This is a genomic window from Streptomyces mashuensis, assembly GCF_014654785.1.
In the GTDB taxonomy this organism is placed as follows: domain Bacteria; phylum Actinomycetota; class Actinomycetes; order Streptomycetales; family Streptomycetaceae; genus Streptomyces; species Streptomyces mashuensis.
This window is the reverse complement of record NZ_BNBD01000004.1, coordinates 168,025-186,290: the sequence shown is the minus strand read 5'-3', so window position 1 is coordinate 186,290 and position 18,266 is coordinate 168,025. Positions and strand designations below refer to the sequence as shown.

Here is an 18,266-nt window from a genome sequence, read left to right as displayed (position 1 = left end):
CCGTGCGTAGTCTGTGCGCCATGCAGACCAATGGGAACCGGGTGACGCTCTCGTGCGTCCTCGTCCCGTACGCAGTACGGCCCTTCGCTCGGGGGGACAGCCGGGCCGTATGCCGGGGGGACCGCAAGCCACCTGCCGCTGTCAGGCGATAGCGCCTGCCCGAGGAGTAACCGTTCGATGAGCGAGCACCGCCGCAAGCCGCCGCAGTCTCATCAGGGCGGCGGCCGAGCCGCGGCCCGTCGCGCGGCTCAGCAGCCGGCGTCCGGCCGCCGCGCCGCACCACCCGGCAACTCCGCCGGGCGAGGCCGCGGCCGCGGGGACGAACCCCGTTCCGCAAGCCGCGCCGAAAGCCGCCGCGCCGCAGGTCAGCGCGGTACACCCGCGGGCCGCAGACGGTCACCGGACGCCGGGCCCGGCGGCGGTGGCCGCGGGCGCCGGGACGGGGGCCGGCCCGGGCGCCGGCGCCTGGTGGACTACCCCCGGGCCGGGAAGACCGGATTCCGGCGCTGGATCCCGTCCTGGAAGCTGGTGGCCGGCCTCGTCGTCACCTTCATAGGGCTCGTCGTCGGCATCGTCGGCGTGGCCCTGGCGGTCGTCCAGGTGCCCAGCGCCCAGAAGGCCGCCGTCGTCGAGAAGAACGTCTACTACTGGTCCGACGGCAAGCAGATGGTGGTCGCCGGCGGCGGCAACCTGAACCGGCAGATCGTGTCGTACCAGCAGATCCCCGACTCGATGAAGAACGCGGTGATCTCGGCCGAGAACGCCAGCTTCGAGAAGGACTGGGGCGTCGACCCGATGGGCATCCTGCGCGCCGTCGTGAAGATGGCGCAGGGCGGTGAGACGCAGAGCGGTTCGACCATCACCCAGCAGTTCGTGAAGAACACGTACCTGAGCCAGGAGCAGACGCTCAAGCGCAAGGCCACCGAGCTGCTCATCTCCGTGAAGGTCGGGGCCACCAAGGACAAGCCCTTCATCCTCGCCGGCTACCTCAACACCGCGTACTACGGGCGCGGCGCCTACGGCATCCAGGCCGCCGCCCGCGCGTACTTCGACAAGGACTGCGGCCAGCTGACGCCCAGCGAGAGCGCGTTCCTCGCCGCCACGCTCAACGGCCCGAACCTCTACGACCCCTACGGCGGTCAGGGCCCGGCCGCGACGCCGGAGAAGAACACCAAGCGCGCCACCGAGCGCTGGGAGTGGACGCTCAACCGTGAGGTCCAGGTCGGCCGGATGGACGCCGCCGAGCGCGACAAGTGGATCCAGAAGGGCTTCCCGCAGCCGCAGAAGCCCAAGCCGGCGACCAACCGGGCCGGTCAGATCGGCTACCTCACCGACCTCGCCGACAACTACATCGTCGCCCACTCCAGGATCAGCAAGGCCGAGCTGGACAAGGGTGGTTATCAGATCTACACCACCTTCGACCGGGACAAGGTCAATGCGCTGTCGAAGTCGGTCGAGGAGGTGCGGAAGGCGAACATCAAGCCGGACGTCCGCGACGTCGACAAGTTCGTGCAGTTCGGCGGCGCGTCCGTGGAGCCGAAGACCGGCAAGATCGTCGCGATCTACGGCGGCGAGAACGCGCTGGAGCACTTCACCAACAACGCCGACTACACCGGCGTCCAGGTCGGCTCGACCTTCAAGCCGTTCGTCCTGGCCGCCGCCATGACGCACGGCAAGCGCAACCCCGGGCTCGGCGAGAAGCAGAGCGACGCCCAGCGCACGCTCGTCTCCCCCGAGAGCATCTACAACGGCAACAACAAGCTGACGCTGCGCAAGTACAACGGCACCGTGTGGCACGACGAGAACGGCAAGGAGTGGCACCAGCGGAACGACGGTGACGAGGACCGCGGTCCCATCACCCTCCGCACGGCCATGCAGTTCTCCGTCAACACGCCCTACATCCAGCTCGGCATGGACGTGGGCACGGACCTGGTGCAGGAGGCCGCGCTCAAGGCCGGTCTCGACGAGGACCAGCTGGCCTCGCTGACGCCCACCTTCTCGCTGGGCACCTCGGCGCCCAGCGCGATCCGGCTCGCCGACGCGTACGCGACCTTCGCGGCGAGCGGCAAGCAGTCCGAGCCGTACTCGGTGGAGAAGGTCGAGAAGAACGGCAACCCCGTCTACGCGCACGAGAAGAAGACCGCGCAGGCCTTCGACCCGAACGTCGCCAACAACGTCACGGACGTGCTGAAGACCGTCGTCGAGGCGGGTACGGGTACGTCGGCGCAGCTGGGCAACCGGCCGGTGGCGGGCAAGACCGGTACGACCGACGGCAACCGGTCGGCCTGGTTCGCCGGGTACACGCCGCAGCTGTCCACCGCGATCGGGATGTACCGCGTGGACCCCAACGCCAAGCGGCAGGAGTTCCTCTCCATGCGCGGCGTGGGTGGCAAGCCCACCATTCACGGCGCCTCCTTCCCGGCCGAGATCTGGGCCGACTACATGGGCCAGGCGCTCAAGGGACAGCCGGTCATGCAGTTCGACCCGCCGCAGCCGATCGGTGAGAAGGTCTACGGCGACGGCGCCAGCCCCTCCCCCAGCGCCTCGCCGTCCGCCTCCGCGCCGGCCTCGCCGTCGCCCTCGGCGTCCGCCTCGCCGTCGAAGCAGCCCTCCAGCTCGCCGTCGCCGACCAGGAGCTGCGGCCTGCTGGACCCGAAGTGCCACTCGGGCAACGGGAACGGCGGCGGCAACGGCAACGGTGGCGGGAACGGCGGTCCCGGGGGCATCGGCGATCCGGGCGAGTCCCCGTCGCCCGACTACTCCCGGCGTCCGCAGGGCGGGGGAGGCCTCTTCGGAGGACCCCACGGCTGATCATCCGATTAATCCGGTCAGGCGGGCCTGACCTGGGCATTCGAGGGCCGTTCCGCGCACGCGCGGGACGGCCCTCGGGCGTTGTCCACAGGCACCGCCGGGTGCCGGGCCGGTACGGCAGGATGTCCGTCATGAGAAGCGTGCGGGACGACCAGCTTGTACGGCCCACCGTCGAGGACGAGGTGGCCGCCGCCGGCAGCGAGCTCTTCGGCGGGCCGGTGGGCCGCCGTGCGTTGCTGGGCGTGAGCTGGTGGACGCCGGTCCGGGTGATCGCGCTCGTCGCCATCGGCATGTTCGCCCTCGGCATGGTGCAGAAGCTGCCGTGCTACGACCACGGCTGGTTCCTGGGCGCCACCACCCAGTACACCCACGCCTGCTACTCCGACATCCCGCACCTGTACAACGGCCGCGGCTTCGACCAGGGGCTCATTCCCTATCTCGACCGCATCCCGCAGACGCTCTCCGGCGGCATGGAGTACCTGGAGTACCCGGTGCTCACGGGCCTGTTCATGGAGGTGGCCGCGCTGCTCACACCCGGCGGCGGCACCCTGCAGCACCGGGAGCAGGCGTACTGGTTCATCAACGCCGGGATGCTGATGGCCTGCGCCGCCGTCATCGCGGTCTGCGTGGCCCGGACGCACCGGCGCCGCCCGTGGGACGCGCTGCTGGTCGCCCTGGCCCCGGCCTTCGCGCTGACGGCCACCATCAACTGGGACCTGTTCGCCGTGGCCCTCACCGCGGCCGCCATGCTGATGTGGTCCCGGAGCAGGGCGGTGGCGGCGGGCGTGCTGATCGGCCTCGCCGCGGCGGCGAAGCTCTACCCCGCCCTGCTGCTGGGGCCGCTGCTGGTGCTGTGCCTGCGCGCCGGCCGCCTGCGCGCCTTCCTCGGTACGGCGGCGGCCGCGGCCGGGGCCTGGCTGGTGGTGAACCTGCCGCTGATGTTCACGCACGACGCCGGCGGCTTCCACATCCGGCCCGGCTGGGCGAAGTTCTACACCTTCAGCCAGGAGCGGCCGGTGGACTTCGGGTCGGTCTGGCTGGTCGTCTCCCAGCGCACCGGCGACCCGCTCGACGACGCCAACACCTACGCCACGCTGCTGATGCTGCTGGGCGCGCTGGGCATCGGGGCGCTGGCCCTGAGCGCGCCCCGGCGGCCCCGGTTCGCGCAGCTGGCCTTCCTGGTGGTCGCGCTGTTCATCCTGGTGAACAAGGTCTACTCACCGCAGTACGTGCTGTGGCTCGTGCCGCTGGCGGCGCTGGCCCGGCCCAAGTGGCGGGACTTCCTCGTCTGGCAGGCGTGCGAGGTGCTCTACTTCCTGGGCATCTGGTTCTACCTGGCCTACACCGGCAGCGGTGACAAGCACCAGGGACTGCCGGCCGAGGGCTACCAGCTGGCCATCGTCGTCCACCTGCTGGGGACGCTCTACCTGTGCGCGCTCGTGGTGCGCGACATCCTGCTGCCCGAGCGGGACGTGGTGCGCCGCGACGGCTCGGACGACCCTTCCGGGGGCGTGCTGGACGGGGCGCCGGACATATTCGTCCTCGGCGCCGACCGCGAGGAGCGGACGGCACCCGAGGACGGTACGCGTGTCCAGTGGGGCACCGGGAGCCGCCGGCCGTAGGCGGCGGCCCCGGTGGTCCGTGACAGGGGGGAACGGATCCGTGCGGGGATCAGTGGTCGAGGACGCGGTCGAACTGCGTCGTGGTGTGCCGCAGATGGGCCACCAGCTCGTCGCCGACCTGGGGGGCGGGCGCGTCGTTCGGCACGAACAGGATCGAGACCTGCATGTGCGGGGGCTCGGCGAACCACCGCTGCTTGCCGGCCCAGACGAAGGGCGACAGGTTGCGGTTCATGGTGGCGAGGCCCGCGCGGGCGACGCCCTTGGCGCGGGGCATCATGCCGTGCAGCGCCTTGGGCGCCTCCAGGCCGACGCCGTGCGAGGTGCCGCCGGCCACCACGACCAGGTAGCCGTCGCCGGGGGCCTTCTGTTGGCGGTAGCCGAAGCGGTCGCCCTTGGCGACGGCCGTGACGTCCAGGACCGCGCCGCGGTACTGGGTGGCGTCGTGGTCGCCGAGCCACAGCCGGGTGCCGATGCGGGCCCGGAAGCGGGTCTGCGGGTAGCGCTGCTGGAGCTGGACGAGCTCCTCGGCGCGCAGGTGGCTGACGAACATGGTGTGCAGCGGCAGGTGGGCGGCGCGCAGCCGCTCCATCCAGCCGGCGACCTCGTCCACCGCCGTGCTGCCGTCACCGCGGTCCAGCGGCAGGTGGATGGCGAAGCCCTCCAGGCGCACGTCCTCGATGGCGGCGTGCAGCTTGGGGAGGTCCTCCTCGCTGATGCCGTGCCGCTTCATCGTGCTCATGACCTCGATGACGACGCGCGCGCCCACGAGGCCGCGCACGCCCTCCACCGAGGAGACCGAGCGGATGACGCGGTCCGGCAGCGGCACCGGCTCCTCGCCGAGCCGGAAGGGGGTCAGCACCAGCAGGTCGCCGCTGAACAGGTCCTTGATCCGGGCCGCTTCGTAGGTGGTGCCGACGGCGAGGATGTCGGCGCCCATCCGGGTCGCCTCCTCGGCGAGCCGGTCGTGGCCGAAGCCGTAGCCGTTGCCCTTGCACACCGGGACGATCCCCGGAAACTGCTGGACGACGGACTGCTGGTGTGCCCGCCAGCGCGCGGTGTCGACGTAGAGCGTGAGCGCCATGGCCGGTCCCGGAACCTTTCCCTGGGTCTGCTGAGTGACGTGGTGGTGGTCGCGAAGGGGTCAGCGGCGCGACATGTACATGTCGAGAGCCTTGTGGAGCAGCTTGTTGAGCGGGAAGTCCCACTCGCCGAGGTACTCCGCCGCCTGGCCGCCGGTGCCGACCTTGAACTGGATGAGGCCGAAGAGGTGGTCCGTCTCGTCCAGCGAGTCGCCGATGCCGCGCAGGTCGTAGACGCTGGCGCCGAGCGCGTAGGCGTCGCGCAGCATCCGCCACTGCATGGCGTTCGACGGCCGGACCTCACGCTTGTGGTTCGCCGAGGCGCCGTACGAGTACCAGACGTGCCCGCCGACGATCAGCATCGTCGCCGCGGCCACCGCCTCGCCCTCGTGCACGGCGAAGTACAGCCGCATGCGGTTGGGGTCCTCGCTGTTGAGGGCCGTCCACATGCGCTGGAAGTAGCTCAGCGGGCGCGGGCGGAACTTGTCGCGCTCGGCCGTGATCTCGTAGAGGTGCTGCCAGGTCGGCAGGTCCTCGTAACCGCCCTGCACGACCTCGACGCCGGCCTTCTCGGCCTTCTTGATGTTGCGCCGCCACAGCTGGTTGAAGCCCTTGTGGACGTCCTCCAGGGAACGGTTCTCCAGCGGCACCTGGAAGACGTAGCGCGGCTGCACGTCACCGAAGCCGGCGCCGCCGTCCTCGCCCTGCTGCCAGCCCATCCGGCGCAGCTGGTCGGCGACCTCGAAGGCGCGCGGCTCGATGAAGGTGGCCTCGACGTCCCGCAGGCGCTTGGCGTCCGGGTCGGCGATGCCCTTCTTGATCGCGTCGGCGTCCCAGCGGCGGATGACGACCGGCGGGCCCATCTTCACGGAGAAGGCGCCCTGCTTCTTGAGGTGCTCCAGCATCGGGCGGAGCCAGTCGGCCAGGTTCGGCGCGTACCAGTTGATCACCGGGCCCTCGGGCAGGTAGGCCAGGTAGCGCTTGATCTTGGGCAGCTGGCGGTACAGCACCAGGCCCACGCCCACCAGCTGGCCGGTCTTGTCGAACCAGCCCAGGTTCTCCGACCGCCACTCGGCCTTGACGTCCGCCCATCCCGGCACCTGCATGTGACTGGCCGCGGGCAGGGTCTGGATGTACGCCAGATGCTGCTCTCGGCTGATGGTCCTCAGGGTCAGGCTCATGCGGGGCGCTCCTCGGCAGGTGTGTCCCCAGGATCGGGGCTCCGGCTCTCGCGCCGAAGCCTACTGCGACCGGGGAGCGCCCCGTTTGGGCGTACGGCCCCTTTTCCGACTTATCCGATCAGACCGCCGAACAGTCCTCCGTGGGCCATGCCCAGGAAGAAGCCGATGGCCGCCGCGCCCAGGCCGACGATCAGCAGGAAGCGCTCGGCGGTGGTGGCCGAGATGAACTGCCCCCACGCCCCCGTGAGGATGCCCGCAAGGCCGCTCCACGAGCTGAGCAGGTGCATGTCCTTGAACGCCGAGGAGACGAAGGCCACCAGACCGAGCACGACGGTCACGGCGGCGAGGGTGTTCTCGACGGGGTGGGGCTTGCCATCGCTGTTCAGCACGCCGTTGATCAGGGCGCGGAGCCCGTGGGGTTGCCGTGCTGCCTGTGTCATGGGGGTACCTCCTGAAGCCAGGCGGCGCGGTGTAGCGCCGGTCACACCCGTTGCGTTCAGAGTGCTGTGCCGGGCGGTCCGATTTCAACCGGACCGGGTGTTCGGGGTACTGTGTACGGTCTGCATCGGTGTCTGCCCGGACCCAGCGGCGGTCCCGGGGGCTACCCAGGGACTCCCCGCTGATTGTCAGTGTCGGCCGATACCGTTGTTCACGCATCACGACCCTCCTGCCACGGATCGACCGTGGCCGCTGAGTCCAAAGGAGGTGGGTTCCACATGCGTCACTACGAGGTGATGGTCATCCTCGACCCCGATCTCGAGGAGCGTGCAGTCTCCCCGCTGATCGAGAACTTCCTCTCCGTCGTCCGTGAGGGCAACGGAAAGGTCGAGAAGGTCGACACCTGGGGCCGTCGTCGTCTCGCTTACGAGATCAAGAAGAAGCCCGAGGGCATCTACTCGGTCATCGACCTGCAGGCCGAGCCTGCGGTCGTCAAGGAGCTCGACCGCCAGATGAACCTGAACGAGTCGGTCCTCCGGACCAAGGTCCTCCGTCCCGAGACCCACTGAACCCCGACGGTTCAGAGGTAATCGGGCTGCATCTCCACGAGTAGCAAGCAGCCAGCACACCCGCCGAGAGGTTCATCCATGGCAGGCGAGACCGTCATCACGGTCGTCGGCAATCTGGTCGACGACCCCGAGCTGCGCTTCACCCCCTCCGGTGCGGCGGTCGCGAAGTTCCGCATCGCGTCCACCCCCCGCACCTTCGACCGCCAGACCAACGAGTGGAAGGACGGCGAGAGCCTCTTCCTCACGTGCTCGGTGTGGCGGCAGGCGGCGGAGAACGTCGCCGAGTCGCTCCAGCGGGGCATGCGCGTCATCGTGCAGGGCCGGCTGAAGCAGCGGTCCTACGAGGACCGCGAGGGCGTCAAGCGCACGGTCTACGAGCTCGACGTCGACGAGGTCGGTGCCAGCCTGCGGAACGCCACGGCGAAGGTCACCAAGACCGCGGGCCGCGGTGGCGGTGGCCAGGGTGGCTTCGGTGGTGGCCAGGGCGGCGGCTGGGGCTCCGGCCCCGGCGGCCAGCAGGGCGGCGGCGGTGCTCCCGCCGACGACCCCTGGGCCACCGGCGCTCCGTCCGGCAGCCAGCAGGGCGGCGGCGGAGGAGGCTGGGGCGGCGGCTCCGGCAACTCCGGCGGCTACTCCGACGAGCCGCCCTTCTAAGGGCGTCGGCACAGAAACTTCTTGATTCACAGGAGAAAGACAATGGCGAAGCCGCCCCCGCGCAAGCCGAAGAAGAAGGTCTGCGCGTTCTGCAAGGACAAGACCGCTTACGTGGACTACAAGGACACGAACATGCTGCGGAAGTTCATTTCCGACCGCGGCAAGATCCGTGCCCGTCGCGTGACCGGCAACTGCACTCAGCACCAGCGTGACGTCGCCACGGCCGTGAAGAACAGCCGTGAGATGGCGCTGCTGCCCTACACCTCGTCCGCGCGATAAGGGAAGGGTGACCGACCAATGAAGATCATCCTCACCCACGAGGTCTCCGGCCTCGGTGTCGCCGGCGACGTCGTGGACGTCAAGGACGGCTACGCTCGCAACTACCTGGTCCCGCGCGGTTTCGCGATCCGCTGGACCAAGGGTGGCGAGAAGGACGTCGAGCAGATCCGTCGCGCTCGCAAGATCCGCGAGATCGCCTCGGTCGAGCAGGCCAACGAGGTCAAGGCCCAGCTCGAGGGTGTCAAGGTTCGCCTGGCCACCCGTGCCGGCGAGGCCGGCCGTCTGTTCGGCTCCGTGACCCCGGCCGACATCGCTGCCGCGATCAAGTCCTCCGGCGGTCCCGAGGTCGACAAGCGCCGTGTCGAGGTGGGCTCGCCCATCAAGACCCTCGGCGCCCACCAGGTGTCCGTGCGTCTGCACGCCGACGTCGTTGCCAAGCTCGGCATCGAGGTCGTCGCCGCCTGACGGCCGTGACCACAGGCACAGCCTGACGGAAGGGCCGCACCCCAGCCGGGGTGCGGCCCTTCCGCCGTTCCGGTCGCCTTCCGGCGGCTGCCGGGCGCGCCGTACCCGTACCCGTACGCGCGCCGGGCTCAGGCCCGGACCGCGCCGGTGACGAGCCAGCGGCCGGAACGGGCCCGCGCCCACAGGGTCAGCAGCCGGACCGCCATCATCACGGTCATCGCCCACCACAGCGTCGTCAGCCCGCCGCCCACCACCGGCACCAGGAGCGCGGCGGGCGTGAACACGGCCAGGACGAGCAGCATCGCCCGTGCCAGGTAGGGGCCGTCGCCGGCCCCCATCAGCACGCCGTCCAGGACGAACACCGCGCCGGCCACGGGCTGCCCCACCGCCACCACCAGGAGCGCGGGCAGCAGCGTGCCGCGCACCCCCGGGTCCGAGGTGAACAGGGGGACGAACACCGGCCGCGAGAGCACCACGAGGGCGCCCAGGACCACACCCGACACGACGCCCCACTGCACCATCCGCCGGCAGACGGCCTTCGCCCCGTCGCTGTCCCCGGCGCCCAGGTAGCGGCCGATGATCGCCTGACCGGCGATGGCGATGGCGTCCAGGGCGAAGGCGAGCAGGTTCCACAGGCTGAGCACGATCTGGTGGGCGGCGATCTCGTCGTCACCCAGCCGGGCGGCGACCGCCGTGGCGATCATCAGCACGGCGCGCAGCGAGAGCGTACGGACCAGCAGCGGCGCGCCGGCCTGGGCGCAGGCCCGGATGCCGGCGGCGTCCGGCCGCAGCGAGGCGCCGTGCCGCCGGGCGCCGCGGACGACGACGGCCAGGTAGACGGCGGCCATGGCGCACTGGGCGATCACGGTGCCCCACGCGGAGCCGGCGATGCCCAGGCCGGCGCCGTAGACGAGGGCGACGTTCAGCGCGGTGTTGAGGGCGAAGCCGCCCACGGCGACGTAGAGCGGGGTCCGGGTGTCCTGGAGCCCCCGCAGGACGCCGGTCGCCGCCAGGACGACGAGCATCGCGGGGATGCCCAGGGCGCTGATGCGCAGGTACGTGGTGCCGTAGGGCGCGGCGGTGGGGGAGGCGCCGAAGAGCCGGATCAGGGCGGGGGCCGCGACCAGGACGGCCGCGGCGACGGCGGCGCCGAGGAGCGCGCCGAGCCAGATGCCGTCCATGCCCTGCCGGATGGCGGCCCGCCGGTCACCCGCACCGATGCGCCGGGCGACCGCGGCGGTGGTGGCGTAGGCGAGGAAGACGAAGACGCCGGCGGCGGTGGTGAGGAGCGCGGCGGCGACCCCGAGGCCGGCCAGCTGACGGGTGCCGAGGTGGCCGACGATGGCGCTGTCCGCCATGACGAAGAGGGGCTCGGCGACGAGCGCGCCGAAGGCGGGCACGGCGAGTGCGACGATCTCCCGGTCGTGCCGGCGGATGCCGGTCGGGCCGGTGGTGGGGGCGTGGCTCACGGGGTGGTCCTCACAGGGCCGTCCAATCTTCCACAGGTAATCGCTGCACTTAGCTTACGCCCCTTACTTTCGGGACTGGTGTGTGATCTTCTCTGCGCCGTTTGTCGCGATCTCCGCCCACCCGGCGAAGTTTTTCTCCTCAACAGCCGGTGGATGATAAACATGCAGGTCAGGAGGGTGAGGTGAGGGGGACTGTGTGTTTGTCCACAGTGGTTTCCCCCGACCCATGCACAGGATCGGGGCAGTTCTCCACAGGCTGAGGCAGTTCATCCACACCCCCTGTGGATAACCAGATTGGCTGACGGTGCCCGCAGCCCTACCGTGGACCGGTCGCACGCGGAGTCCGGTGCGCGATGTGTCAGAGCCGTGCCGTAGGAAAGAGGGGCACGGCGAGGTCCGCTGCGCGGACGGGAGGAGGTGGCCCAGGGGTGAGCATCCCCGAGCCCATGGACGACCCCTGGGGCGAGGCCGGACCCGGCGACAGACTTCCCTTCCCGCGCTCCCGCCGGGGCGACGGACGCGACGGCGGCAAGGGCCGCGGCGGCCGTCACGACCGCGGCGACGGCTCCGGCCGTGACGGGCACGGCGGTCACGACGGCGGCGGTGGTGACGACGGCTGGGACCGCGGCAGCGGCTTCGAGCGCGTCCCCCCGCAGGACCTCGACGCCGAGCAGTCCGTCCTGGGCGGCATGCTGCTCTCCAAGGACGCGATCGCCGACGTCGTCGAGGTGCTCAAGCGCGAGGACTTCTACCGCCCCGCCCACGAGACCATCTACCAGGCCATTCTCGACCTCTACGCCAAGGGCGAACCGGCCGACCCCATCACCGTCGCGGCCGAGCTGACCAAGCGCGGCGAGATCACCCGCGTCGGCGGCGCCGCCTACCTGCACACCCTGGTGCAGTCGGTGCCCACGGCGGCCAACGCCGAGTACTACGCCGAGATCGTCCACGAGCGCGCCGTGCTGCGCCGCCTCGTCGAGGCGGGCACGCGCATCACGCAGATGGGATACGCGGCCGACGGCGACGTCGACGACATCGTCAACAAGGCCCAGGCCGAGATCTATGCCGTCACCGAGCAGCGGACCAGCGAGGACTACCTCCCGCTCGGCGACATCATGGAGGGCGCGCTCGACGAGATCGAGGCGATCGGGTCGCGCAGCGGCCAGATGTCCGGCGTCCCCACCGGCTTCACGGACCTCGACGCGCTCACCAACGGCCTCCACCCCGGCCAGATGATCGTCATCGCGGCCCGTCCCGCCATGGGTAAGTCCACCCTCGCGCTGGACTTCGCGCGGGCCGCCTCGATCAAGAGCAACCTGCCCAGCGTCATCTTCTCCCTCGAAATGGGCCGCAACGAGATCGCCATGCGTCTGCTGTCCGCCGAGGCGCGCGTGGCCCTGCACCACATGCGCTCCGGCTCGATGACGGACGACGACTGGACCCGGCTCGCCCGCCGCATGCCCGACGTCTCCGCGGCGCCGCTCTACATCGACGACTCGCCCAACCTGTCGATGATGGAGATCCGCGCCAAGTGCCGCCGCCTGAAGCAGCGCAACGACCTCAAGCTCGTCGTCATCGACTACCTCCAGCTGATGCAGTCGGGCGGCTCGCGCCGCCCCGAGAGCCGTCAGCAGGAGGTCTCGGACATGTCCCGCAACCTCAAGCTCCTCGCCAAGGAGCTGGAGGTCCCCGTGATCGCGCTCTCCCAGCTGAACCGTGGCCCCGAGCAGCGTACGGACAAGAAGCCGATGGTCTCCGACCTGCGTGAATCGGGCTCCATCGAGCAGGACGCCGACATGGTCATCCTGCTCCACCGCGAGGACGCCTACGAGAAGGAGTCGCCGCGCGCCGGCGAGGCCGACCTGATCGTGGCCAAGCACCGTAACGGCCCCACGGCCACCATCACGGTCGCCTTCCAGGGCCACTACTCGCGCTTCGTGGACATGGCACAGACCTGATCACCGGCAGCCCGGACACCGGTGCTAGGGTCTCGCCCACGCGAGAGACGCGTGATCAAGGACCAGGGAGGTTGATGAATATGGCCGCCGCCGGCCGTCCTCAGCATGCCCTCGTCCGGACGACGCGCTGACGGAGCGCGGTCCGGGTCGTTCCCACGACCAGGAGTGACACGTGTCCTCTTCCTCTGCCTCTTCTTCCTCTGCTGCCTCTGCTCATGCAGACCTGACCACCGACCGCCTCGTCCTCCGTCCCTGGACGACGGCCGAGGCCGCCGCGGTCGTCGGTGACTCCAGGCGCGCCGACTGGGCCGACGACTTCCCCGCCGAAGGCGACCGCGTCGTCGCCGGCCTCTTCGGCCAGTACCCCGACTGGCTCGGCCCGTACGGCCACCGTCTGGTCGTCGAGCGCGACAGCGGCCTGGTGGTGGGCTCCATAGGCCTGTTCTGGCCACCGGCCGACGGCACTCTGGAGATCGGCTACGGCATCGTGGCCTCCCGCCGGGGCCGCGGTTACGCCCCCGAGGCCACCCGGGCACTCGCCGCGTACGCCCTCGCCGCGCCCGGCGTCCACACCGTGGTCGCCACCGTGGAGCTCACGAACCCGGCGTCCGTCCGCGTCCTGGAGAAGGCCGGCTTCCACCACTGGGCCACCGACGAGCAGACGGCCCGCTACCGGCTGCTTGCCTGACACACCGTAGGGACCGGGGCCGGGTGTACTTTTGTGATCATCCGATCACGCTGGGAGTGAGATGTCCGTCCGGCCCCGTCTCCTGTACGTCACCGATCTCACCTATCAGGCGCGCGGGCGCCGGTACTGCGACGAGGACATCTTCCTGTCCGGCCGGCTGCGGGCGGACTTCGACGTCGCCCTGTGCCACCCGCGGGACGCCACGGCGCTGATGGAGTCCTTCGACGCCGTGGTCGTCCGCAACAGCGGTCCGGTGATCCACTACCAGGAGGAGTACGCCGCGTTCCGCGCCCGCGCGCTGGAGCGCGGCGTACGCGTCCACAACCAGCTGACCGGCAAGGCCGACATGGTGGGCAAGCAGTACCTGCTCGACCTGAGCGCCGAGGGCTACCCCGTCATACCCACCGCCGGCAGCGCCGAGGACCTCGGGCGGCTGCCGCGGGCGGAGGCGTACGTGGTCAAGCCGCGGTCGGGGGCCGACTCGATCGGCCTGCGCGTGGTGGACCGGGCCGGCCTGGAGTCCATGGCGGCCGGCGAGGACCTGGCCGAGGTGCTCGTACAGCCGCGGATCGACTTCCGCTACGAGGTCTCGTTCTACTTCGTCGACCGTGCCTTCCAGTACGCCCTGTACGCGCCGCGGCCCGAGCGGCGCTGGGAGCTGGAGCCGTACGCACCGACGGCGGAGGACCTGGCGTTCGCGCAGCGGTTCGTCGACTGGAACGCGATGGACCACGGCATCCAGCGCGTGGACGCCTGCCGCGCGCCGGACGGCGGGCTGCTGCTCGTCGAGCTGGAGGACCTCAACCCGTACCTCTCCCTGGACCTCGTCGCGCCGGCCGTGCGCGACGCGTTCGTGACGGCGATGACGGAGTCTCTGCACCGGCTCCTCGCCGGTGTCCCCTCCTCGGCGGGGGCCCCGGCCCGGACGTAGAGTCGACGGGAGAACGGCCGGCGCCGGACCCGCGGCGCGAGACCACCTGGAAGGCACCGTGACCGCGAACACCGCGCACACCGCGAGCACCGCTCCGGACCTGCTCGACCTGGCGCCGCTGAGCGCCGCCCACTTCGCCCGCGTCGAGGACAAGACGGCGGCGCTGATGCGGACGGCCGAGAGCGTCGTGACGATGCAGGGCGAGGCCCTGCTGCCGCTGGAGGCGTGCATCCGTTCCGCCGTACGGCCCGGCAGCACGGCCCTCAACGTGATCACCGGTCCGTACGGCGAGACGTTCGGCGGCTGGCTGCGCTCGTGCGGCGCGGAGGTCGTCACCGTGACGGCGCCCTTCAGCGGCGCCGTCGGCGCGGAGCAGGTCGCGGACGCGCTCCGTGCGCACCCCGCCATCGACTTCGTCAGCCTGGTGCACGCCGAGGCGGCCACCGGCAACACCAACCCGGTCGCCCAGATCGGCGCGGTGGTGCGGGAGCACGGCGCGCTGCTGATGCTCGACGCGGTCGCGTCGGTCGGCGCGGAGCCGCTGCTGACCGACGAGTGGGGCGTCGATCTGTGCGTCATCGGCGGGCAGAAGGCACTGGCCGGCCCCGCCGGTGTGTCGGTGGCGTCCGTCAGCGCCCGCGCGTGGGAGCGGATCGCGGCCAATGAGCAGGCGCCCCGCCGCTCGTACCTGTCGCTCCTGGACTGGAAGGAGCGCTGGATCGACGGCGGGCGCGCGGCCCTGCCGCACGCCCCGGCGCAGCTGGAGATGCTGGCGCTGGAGCAGGCCGTGGACCGCGTGCGCGCAGAGGGCCTGGACAGCGCCATCGCGCGCCACCGCGCCGCCTCGGCGGCCACGCGCGCCGGTGTACGGGCCCTGGAGTCCCTCGCCCCCTACGTGGTGCGGGACGAGGACGCCGCGCCCGTCGCCACGACGCTGCGCGCGCCCGACGGCGTGGACGCCCGGGACGTGGTGGCGGCGGCGCTGGCCGCCGACGCGTCGGTGCCGCTGCAGGCGGCGGGCGGTGCGCTGGCCAAGGAAATGATCCGGGTCAACCACTACGGGATGGACGCCGACCGCGAGACGGTCCTGGCCTCGCTGTCCGCGCTGGTGGACGGCCTGCGCGCGCTGGGCGCGCCGGTGGCGCCGGTGGACGGCGCGCTGGAGGCGGCGGGCGCGGCGTGGGACGCGGTGGCCACGGGCTGACCGGTCCTTCTGCGGGGCCGCCGCCGGTGCTGTTCGGCACCGGCGGCGGCCCCTTTTTTCTTGTCTCGTCCCAGAGAACTGTTAGCACGGGTTTTCGGTATATGTCGCCTGCGCCTCCTCGCTCACTCACACGGATAGAATCGGAACCCACGTCCCGTTTCCCTTCCCGGTACCCGGAGGCACCTCGCGCATGGACCGGACCCGTACGCCGTCCCGTCCGGCGGTGGCGCCGGCCACGCCGGTTCAGGGGTCCGCGGCCCTGCGGGCCGACGCGCGGCGCAATCGGCAACTCGTGCTGCAAGCAGCGCGATCGGCGTTCGAAGAACAGGGGTTGTCGGTACCGCTCGGCGAGATCGCGCGCCGCGCCGGCGTGGGCACGGGCACCGTCTACCGCCATTTCCCTTCCAAGGAAGCCCTGTTCAGGGCGACGGTCGTGGACCGGGTACGGCTCTTCACCGACTCCGCACGGGAGTTGGCGCAGGCGGACGACCCCGGACCGGTCTTCTTCCGCTACCTGGCGGCGGTGGTGCGGCTCTCGGTGCGCAACAAGGGGCTGTGCGACGCGCTGGAGGGCAGTTTCGAGCCCTCACCGGGCGTCGAGGCGGACTTCCGTGACGCCCTGGGCGTCCTGCTGCGCCGGGCCCAACAGGCCGGTGCGGTACGGCGGGACGTGGGGATGGACGACGTGATGGCGCTGCTGCTGGGGTGCCTGTCGATGGAGCAGCGCCGCGGGCCGGGGCTGCCGCCGGGCCGGATGACGGCGCTGGCCTGCGACAGCCTCCGCCCGGGTCGGCATGTGACGAAACTCCCCGCCCCGGTGCCGGAAGGGCGTAACGAAACGGGGCGATGCGCCGTGTGCGGCGACCCGGTGCGCTCGGCGCGTACGGGCAGGCCCGCGCGGTACTGCGGGGGCGCGTGCCGGCAGAAGGCGCACCGCGAGCGCGTGCGGGCGCGTGGGCGCGAAGGCTAGGAAGAGGGCGAGAGGGAGCGCACGGCGTCGACGAGCGGGGCGAGCTCGGCGCGGTCGGACGCGTCCTTGAGGGCCTCGCGCAGGGCGGCGTCGTTCGTGGGGCGGGCCTCGGCGAGCAGGGAGCGGCCGGCGTCGGTGACGTCGGTGTAGATGCCGCGGCGGTCGGTGGGGCAGAGGTAGCGGGTCAGCAGGCCGCGGTCCTCCAGCCGGGTGACCAGGCGCGTCGTGGCGCTCTGGCTGAGGACGACGGCGTCGGCGACCTCGTTCATGCGCAGGTGCCCGCCCTCGCCGTCGTGCTGGCGGCTGAGCACGTCGAGCACGGAGAACTCGCGGACGCTGAGGTCGTGGTGGGCCTGGAGGGCTCGTTCCAGGTGCGCCTCGATGCGGCTGTGCAGGGCGGACAGGGCGCACCAGCCCTGGGCCAGCCCGACGAGAGCGGGGTCCGGGGTGCGGGACATGTTTCGCGCCCTCCTTCGGTGTCCTACGCCTGAAGCGTGCTGTTCACACCAGGGTAGCCTTCCGACGCAATAGCAAGCGCTTGCAAGTATCGGCGGACGCAATTATTGTTTAGGCCGTTAGAAGGTGTGCGCGGTGTTTCTGGCCGTGGTGCTCCCGCCTTCCTCTCTTCCTCTCCCCCTCTTCCGTCTTCGAAGGACCTCGTCATGCCCCTCGCCCTGCTGGCGCTCGCCATCGGCGCCTTCGGCATCGGCACGACCGAGTTCGTCACGTCCGGCCTGCTGCCCGAGGTCGTGGACGAATTCGGCGTGTCCGTCCCCACGGCCGGCTACCTCTCCACGGGGTACGCCCTCGGTGTCGTCCTCGGCGCCCCGCTGCTGGCCGTGCTCGGCGCCCGCATACCGCGCAAGCGGATGCTCATGGGCCTCATGGGCCTGTTCGTCGTGGGCAACGCGCTCTCGGCCGCCGCACCCGCCTTCGGGCTGCTGCTCACCGGCCGGATCGTGGCCTCGCTGGCGCACGGCGCCTTCTTCGGCATCGGCGCCGTCGTGGCCGCGGACCTGGTCGCGCCGCACAAGCGGGCGGGCGCCATCGCCATGATGTTCACCGGCCTGACCGTGGCCAACGTCGTGGGCGTGCCCGTCGGCACCCTCGTCGGGCAGAGCGCCGGCTGGCGCGTCACCTTCTACGCCATAGCCGGCCTGGGCGTGCTCGCCGTCCTCGGCATAGCCGCGCTCGTGCCCGCCCAGCCGCGGCCGGAGCACTCGCCGGTCCGGGGCGAGCTGGCCGCCTTCCGTAACCCGCAGGTGCTCCTCGCCATGGCGATGACCGTCCTGGGCTTCGGCGGCGTGTTCACCATGACCACGTACCTCACGCCGATGGCGACCGAGGTCACCGGCTACGCCCCGTCCTCGGTGACCTGGCTGCTCGTCCTCTTCGGGCTGGGCATGGTGGGCGGCAACCTGGTGGGCGGGCGCTATGCCGACCGCGCGCTGATGCCGATGCTCTTCACCGCGCTCGGCGGCCTGGCGGTGCTGCTCGCCCTGCTGCCGCTCGCCGCGCACCACAAGGCGGCGGCGGCCGCGGACATCCTGCTCATCGGCGCCTTCGGGTTCGCCACGGTGCCGCCGCTGCAGAAGCGGGTGCTGGACCAGACGGCGGGCGCGCCCACGCTGGCCTCGGCGGTGAACATCGGTGCGTTCAACCTGGGCAACGCGCTGGCGGCCTGGCTCGGCGGCCTGGTGATATCCGCCGGCCTCGGCTACACCTCGCCCCCCTGGGTGGGGGCGCTGATGGCGGGGGCGGCGCTGGGGCTGGCGCTGGTCTCCGCGGCGCTGGAGCGGCGGGCCGTCCGGTCCGGACGCGTCGTGGCGGCGGGCCCGGCGACGGGCCGCGGGAACGCGGGGACCTCCGCGGCCGCCGAGGTCGCGGGCGAGCGGGTCGGGGCGGCGGGCTGAGAGAACCGGCGGAAGGGGGAGGAGCGCCACCGGGC

General features: G+C 71.3%; 17 protein-coding genes. 12 read left to right on the top strand and 5 right to left on the bottom strand.

Features of this window, described 5'->3' with window-relative positions; all coding sequences use genetic code 11:
• The first annotated feature begins 177 nt into the window (after positions 1-177).
• Both IE305_RS12590 and IE305_RS12585 read left to right on the top strand, forming a co-directional pair.
• Positions 178-2,811, top strand: coding sequence for a transglycosylase domain-containing protein (locus IE305_RS12590; RefSeq protein ID WP_190129628.1), 2,634 nt, complete (start codon positions 178-180; stop codon positions 2,809-2,811).
• A gap of 131 nt (positions 2,812-2,942) precedes the next feature.
• Entirely contained in the window at positions 2,943-4,433 is a 1,491-nt protein-coding gene (locus IE305_RS12585; protein WP_190129627.1) for a glycosyltransferase family 87 protein, read from the top strand.
• A 49-nt stretch (positions 4,434-4,482) separates the two neighbouring features.
• Here the strand turns inward: IE305_RS12585 and IE305_RS12580 are convergent, their stop codons facing one another.
• The 3 genes from IE305_RS12580 to IE305_RS12570 form a co-directional block, all read right to left on the bottom strand.
• A complete protein-coding gene (locus IE305_RS12580) occupies positions 4,483-5,514 on the bottom strand; it encodes an alanine racemase (RefSeq protein WP_190129626.1) in 1,032 nt (343 codons plus the stop codon).
• Between the two features lie 60 nt (positions 5,515-5,574).
• Positions 5,575-6,693, bottom strand: a complete 1,119-nt coding sequence (locus IE305_RS12575; protein ID WP_190129625.1) for a lipid II:glycine glycyltransferase FemX — start codon at positions 6,691-6,693, stop codon at positions 5,575-5,577.
• Positions 6,694-6,803: 110 nt separating this feature from the next.
• On the bottom strand, positions 6,804-7,133 hold the full coding sequence (locus IE305_RS12570) for a hypothetical protein (RefSeq protein WP_190129624.1): 330 nt from the start codon (positions 7,131-7,133) through the stop codon (positions 6,804-6,806).
• Positions 7,134-7,409: 276 nt separating this feature from the next.
• Between IE305_RS12570 and rpsF the strand changes: the two genes are divergently transcribed.
• The 4 genes from rpsF (at position 7,410) to rplI (ending at position 9,098) form a co-directional block, all read left to right on the top strand.
• Complete coding sequence (gene rpsF, locus IE305_RS12565) at positions 7,410-7,700, top strand: 30S ribosomal protein S6 (RefSeq protein ID WP_004950685.1); 291 nt, start codon at positions 7,410-7,412, stop codon at positions 7,698-7,700.
• A gap of 78 nt (positions 7,701-7,778) precedes the next feature.
• Positions 7,779-8,354, top strand: coding sequence for a single-stranded DNA-binding protein (locus tag IE305_RS12560; RefSeq protein ID WP_190129623.1), 576 nt, complete (start codon positions 7,779-7,781; stop codon positions 8,352-8,354).
• A gap of 42 nt (positions 8,355-8,396) precedes the next feature.
• Positions 8,397-8,633 carry a 30S ribosomal protein S18 gene (gene rpsR, locus IE305_RS12555; RefSeq protein WP_004950692.1) on the top strand — a complete coding sequence of 79 codons (237 nt, stop codon included), beginning with the start codon at positions 8,397-8,399 and terminating at the stop codon, positions 8,631-8,633.
• A gap of 18 nt (positions 8,634-8,651) precedes the next feature.
• On the top strand, positions 8,652-9,098 hold the full coding sequence (rplI, locus tag IE305_RS12550; RefSeq protein ID WP_190129622.1) for a 50S ribosomal protein L9: 447 nt from the start codon (positions 8,652-8,654) through the stop codon (positions 9,096-9,098).
• Between the two features lie 128 nt (positions 9,099-9,226).
• Here the strand turns inward: rplI and IE305_RS12545 are convergent, their stop codons facing one another.
• Positions 9,227-10,567: an MATE family efflux transporter gene (locus IE305_RS12545; RefSeq protein ID WP_190129621.1), complete on the bottom strand. Its 1,341-nt coding sequence runs from the start codon at positions 10,565-10,567 to the stop codon at positions 9,227-9,229.
• A 428-nt stretch (positions 10,568-10,995) separates the two neighbouring features.
• Here IE305_RS12545 and dnaB point away from each other — a divergent pair, with 428 nt between their 5' ends.
• From dnaB to IE305_RS12520, 5 genes are all read left to right on the top strand, one after another.
• Positions 10,996-12,525, top strand: a complete 1,530-nt coding sequence (dnaB, locus tag IE305_RS12540) for a replicative DNA helicase (protein WP_190129620.1) — start codon at positions 10,996-10,998, stop codon at positions 12,523-12,525.
• Positions 12,526-12,697: 172 nt separating this feature from the next.
• The gene (locus tag IE305_RS12535; RefSeq protein WP_190129619.1) at positions 12,698-13,213 is read left to right on the top strand and encodes a GNAT family N-acetyltransferase; all 516 of its coding nucleotides are present in this window, start codon (positions 12,698-12,700) and stop codon (positions 13,211-13,213) included.
• Positions 13,214-13,274: 61 nt separating this feature from the next.
• Positions 13,275-14,144 carry an ATP-grasp domain-containing protein gene (locus tag IE305_RS12530; protein ID WP_190129618.1) on the top strand — a complete coding sequence of 290 codons (870 nt, stop codon included), beginning with the start codon at positions 13,275-13,277 and terminating at the stop codon, positions 14,142-14,144.
• 58 nt (positions 14,145-14,202) lie between these two features.
• The gene (locus IE305_RS12525; protein ID WP_190129617.1) at positions 14,203-15,348 is read left to right on the top strand and encodes a pyridoxal-phosphate-dependent aminotransferase family protein; all 1,146 of its coding nucleotides are present in this window, start codon (positions 14,203-14,205) and stop codon (positions 15,346-15,348) included.
• Positions 15,349-15,538: 190 nt separating this feature from the next.
• On the top strand, positions 15,539-16,318 hold the full coding sequence (locus tag IE305_RS12520) for a TetR/AcrR family transcriptional regulator (protein ID WP_190129616.1): 780 nt from the start codon (positions 15,539-15,541) through the stop codon (positions 16,316-16,318).
• Here IE305_RS12520 and IE305_RS12515 read toward each other — a convergent pair.
• Positions 16,315-16,776 carry a MarR family winged helix-turn-helix transcriptional regulator gene (locus tag IE305_RS12515; RefSeq protein ID WP_190129615.1) on the bottom strand — a complete coding sequence of 154 codons (462 nt, stop codon included), beginning with the start codon at positions 16,774-16,776 and terminating at the stop codon, positions 16,315-16,317. The genes IE305_RS12520 and IE305_RS12515 overlap by 4 nt on opposite strands.
• A 204-nt stretch (positions 16,777-16,980) precedes the next feature.
• Between IE305_RS12515 and IE305_RS12510 the strand changes: the two genes are divergently transcribed.
• Positions 16,981-18,231, top strand: coding sequence for an MFS transporter (locus IE305_RS12510; protein ID WP_190129614.1), 1,251 nt, complete (start codon positions 16,981-16,983; stop codon positions 18,229-18,231).
• Positions 18,232-18,266: the final 35 nt, after the last annotated feature.

What these genes read in the sequence shown, in the direction of transcription:
- IE305_RS12590 (WP_190129628.1), top strand. Translation starts at nt 178, where the DNA reads ATGAGCGAGCACCGCCGCAAGCCGCCGCAGTCTCATCAGGGCGGCGGC.
- IE305_RS12585 (WP_190129627.1), top strand. Translation starts at nt 2,943, where the DNA reads ATGAGAAGCGTGCGGGACGACCAGCTTGTACGGCCCACCGTCGAGGAC.
- IE305_RS12580 (WP_190129626.1), bottom strand. Translation starts at nt 5,514, where the DNA reads ATGGCGCTCACGCTCTACGTCGACACCGCGCGCTGGCGGGCACACCAG.
- IE305_RS12575 (WP_190129625.1), bottom strand. Translation starts at nt 6,693, where the DNA reads ATGAGCCTGACCCTGAGGACCATCAGCCGAGAGCAGCATCTGGCGTAC.
- IE305_RS12570 (WP_190129624.1), bottom strand. Translation starts at nt 7,133, where the DNA reads ATGACACAGGCAGCACGGCAACCCCACGGGCTCCGCGCCCTGATCAAC.
- rpsF (WP_004950685.1), top strand. Translation starts at nt 7,410, where the DNA reads ATGCGTCACTACGAGGTGATGGTCATCCTCGACCCCGATCTCGAGGAG.
- IE305_RS12560 (WP_190129623.1), top strand. Translation starts at nt 7,779, where the DNA reads ATGGCAGGCGAGACCGTCATCACGGTCGTCGGCAATCTGGTCGACGAC.
- rpsR (WP_004950692.1), top strand. Translation starts at nt 8,397, where the DNA reads ATGGCGAAGCCGCCCCCGCGCAAGCCGAAGAAGAAGGTCTGCGCGTTC.
- rplI (WP_190129622.1), top strand. Translation starts at nt 8,652, where the DNA reads ATGAAGATCATCCTCACCCACGAGGTCTCCGGCCTCGGTGTCGCCGGC.
- IE305_RS12530 (WP_190129618.1), top strand. Translation starts at nt 13,275, where the DNA reads ATGTCCGTCCGGCCCCGTCTCCTGTACGTCACCGATCTCACCTATCAG.
- IE305_RS12520 (WP_190129616.1), top strand. Translation starts at nt 15,539, where the DNA reads ATGGACCGGACCCGTACGCCGTCCCGTCCGGCGGTGGCGCCGGCCACG.
- IE305_RS12515 (WP_190129615.1), bottom strand. Translation starts at nt 16,776, where the DNA reads ATGTCCCGCACCCCGGACCCCGCTCTCGTCGGGCTGGCCCAGGGCTGG.
- IE305_RS12510 (WP_190129614.1), top strand. Translation starts at nt 16,981, where the DNA reads ATGCCCCTCGCCCTGCTGGCGCTCGCCATCGGCGCCTTCGGCATCGGC.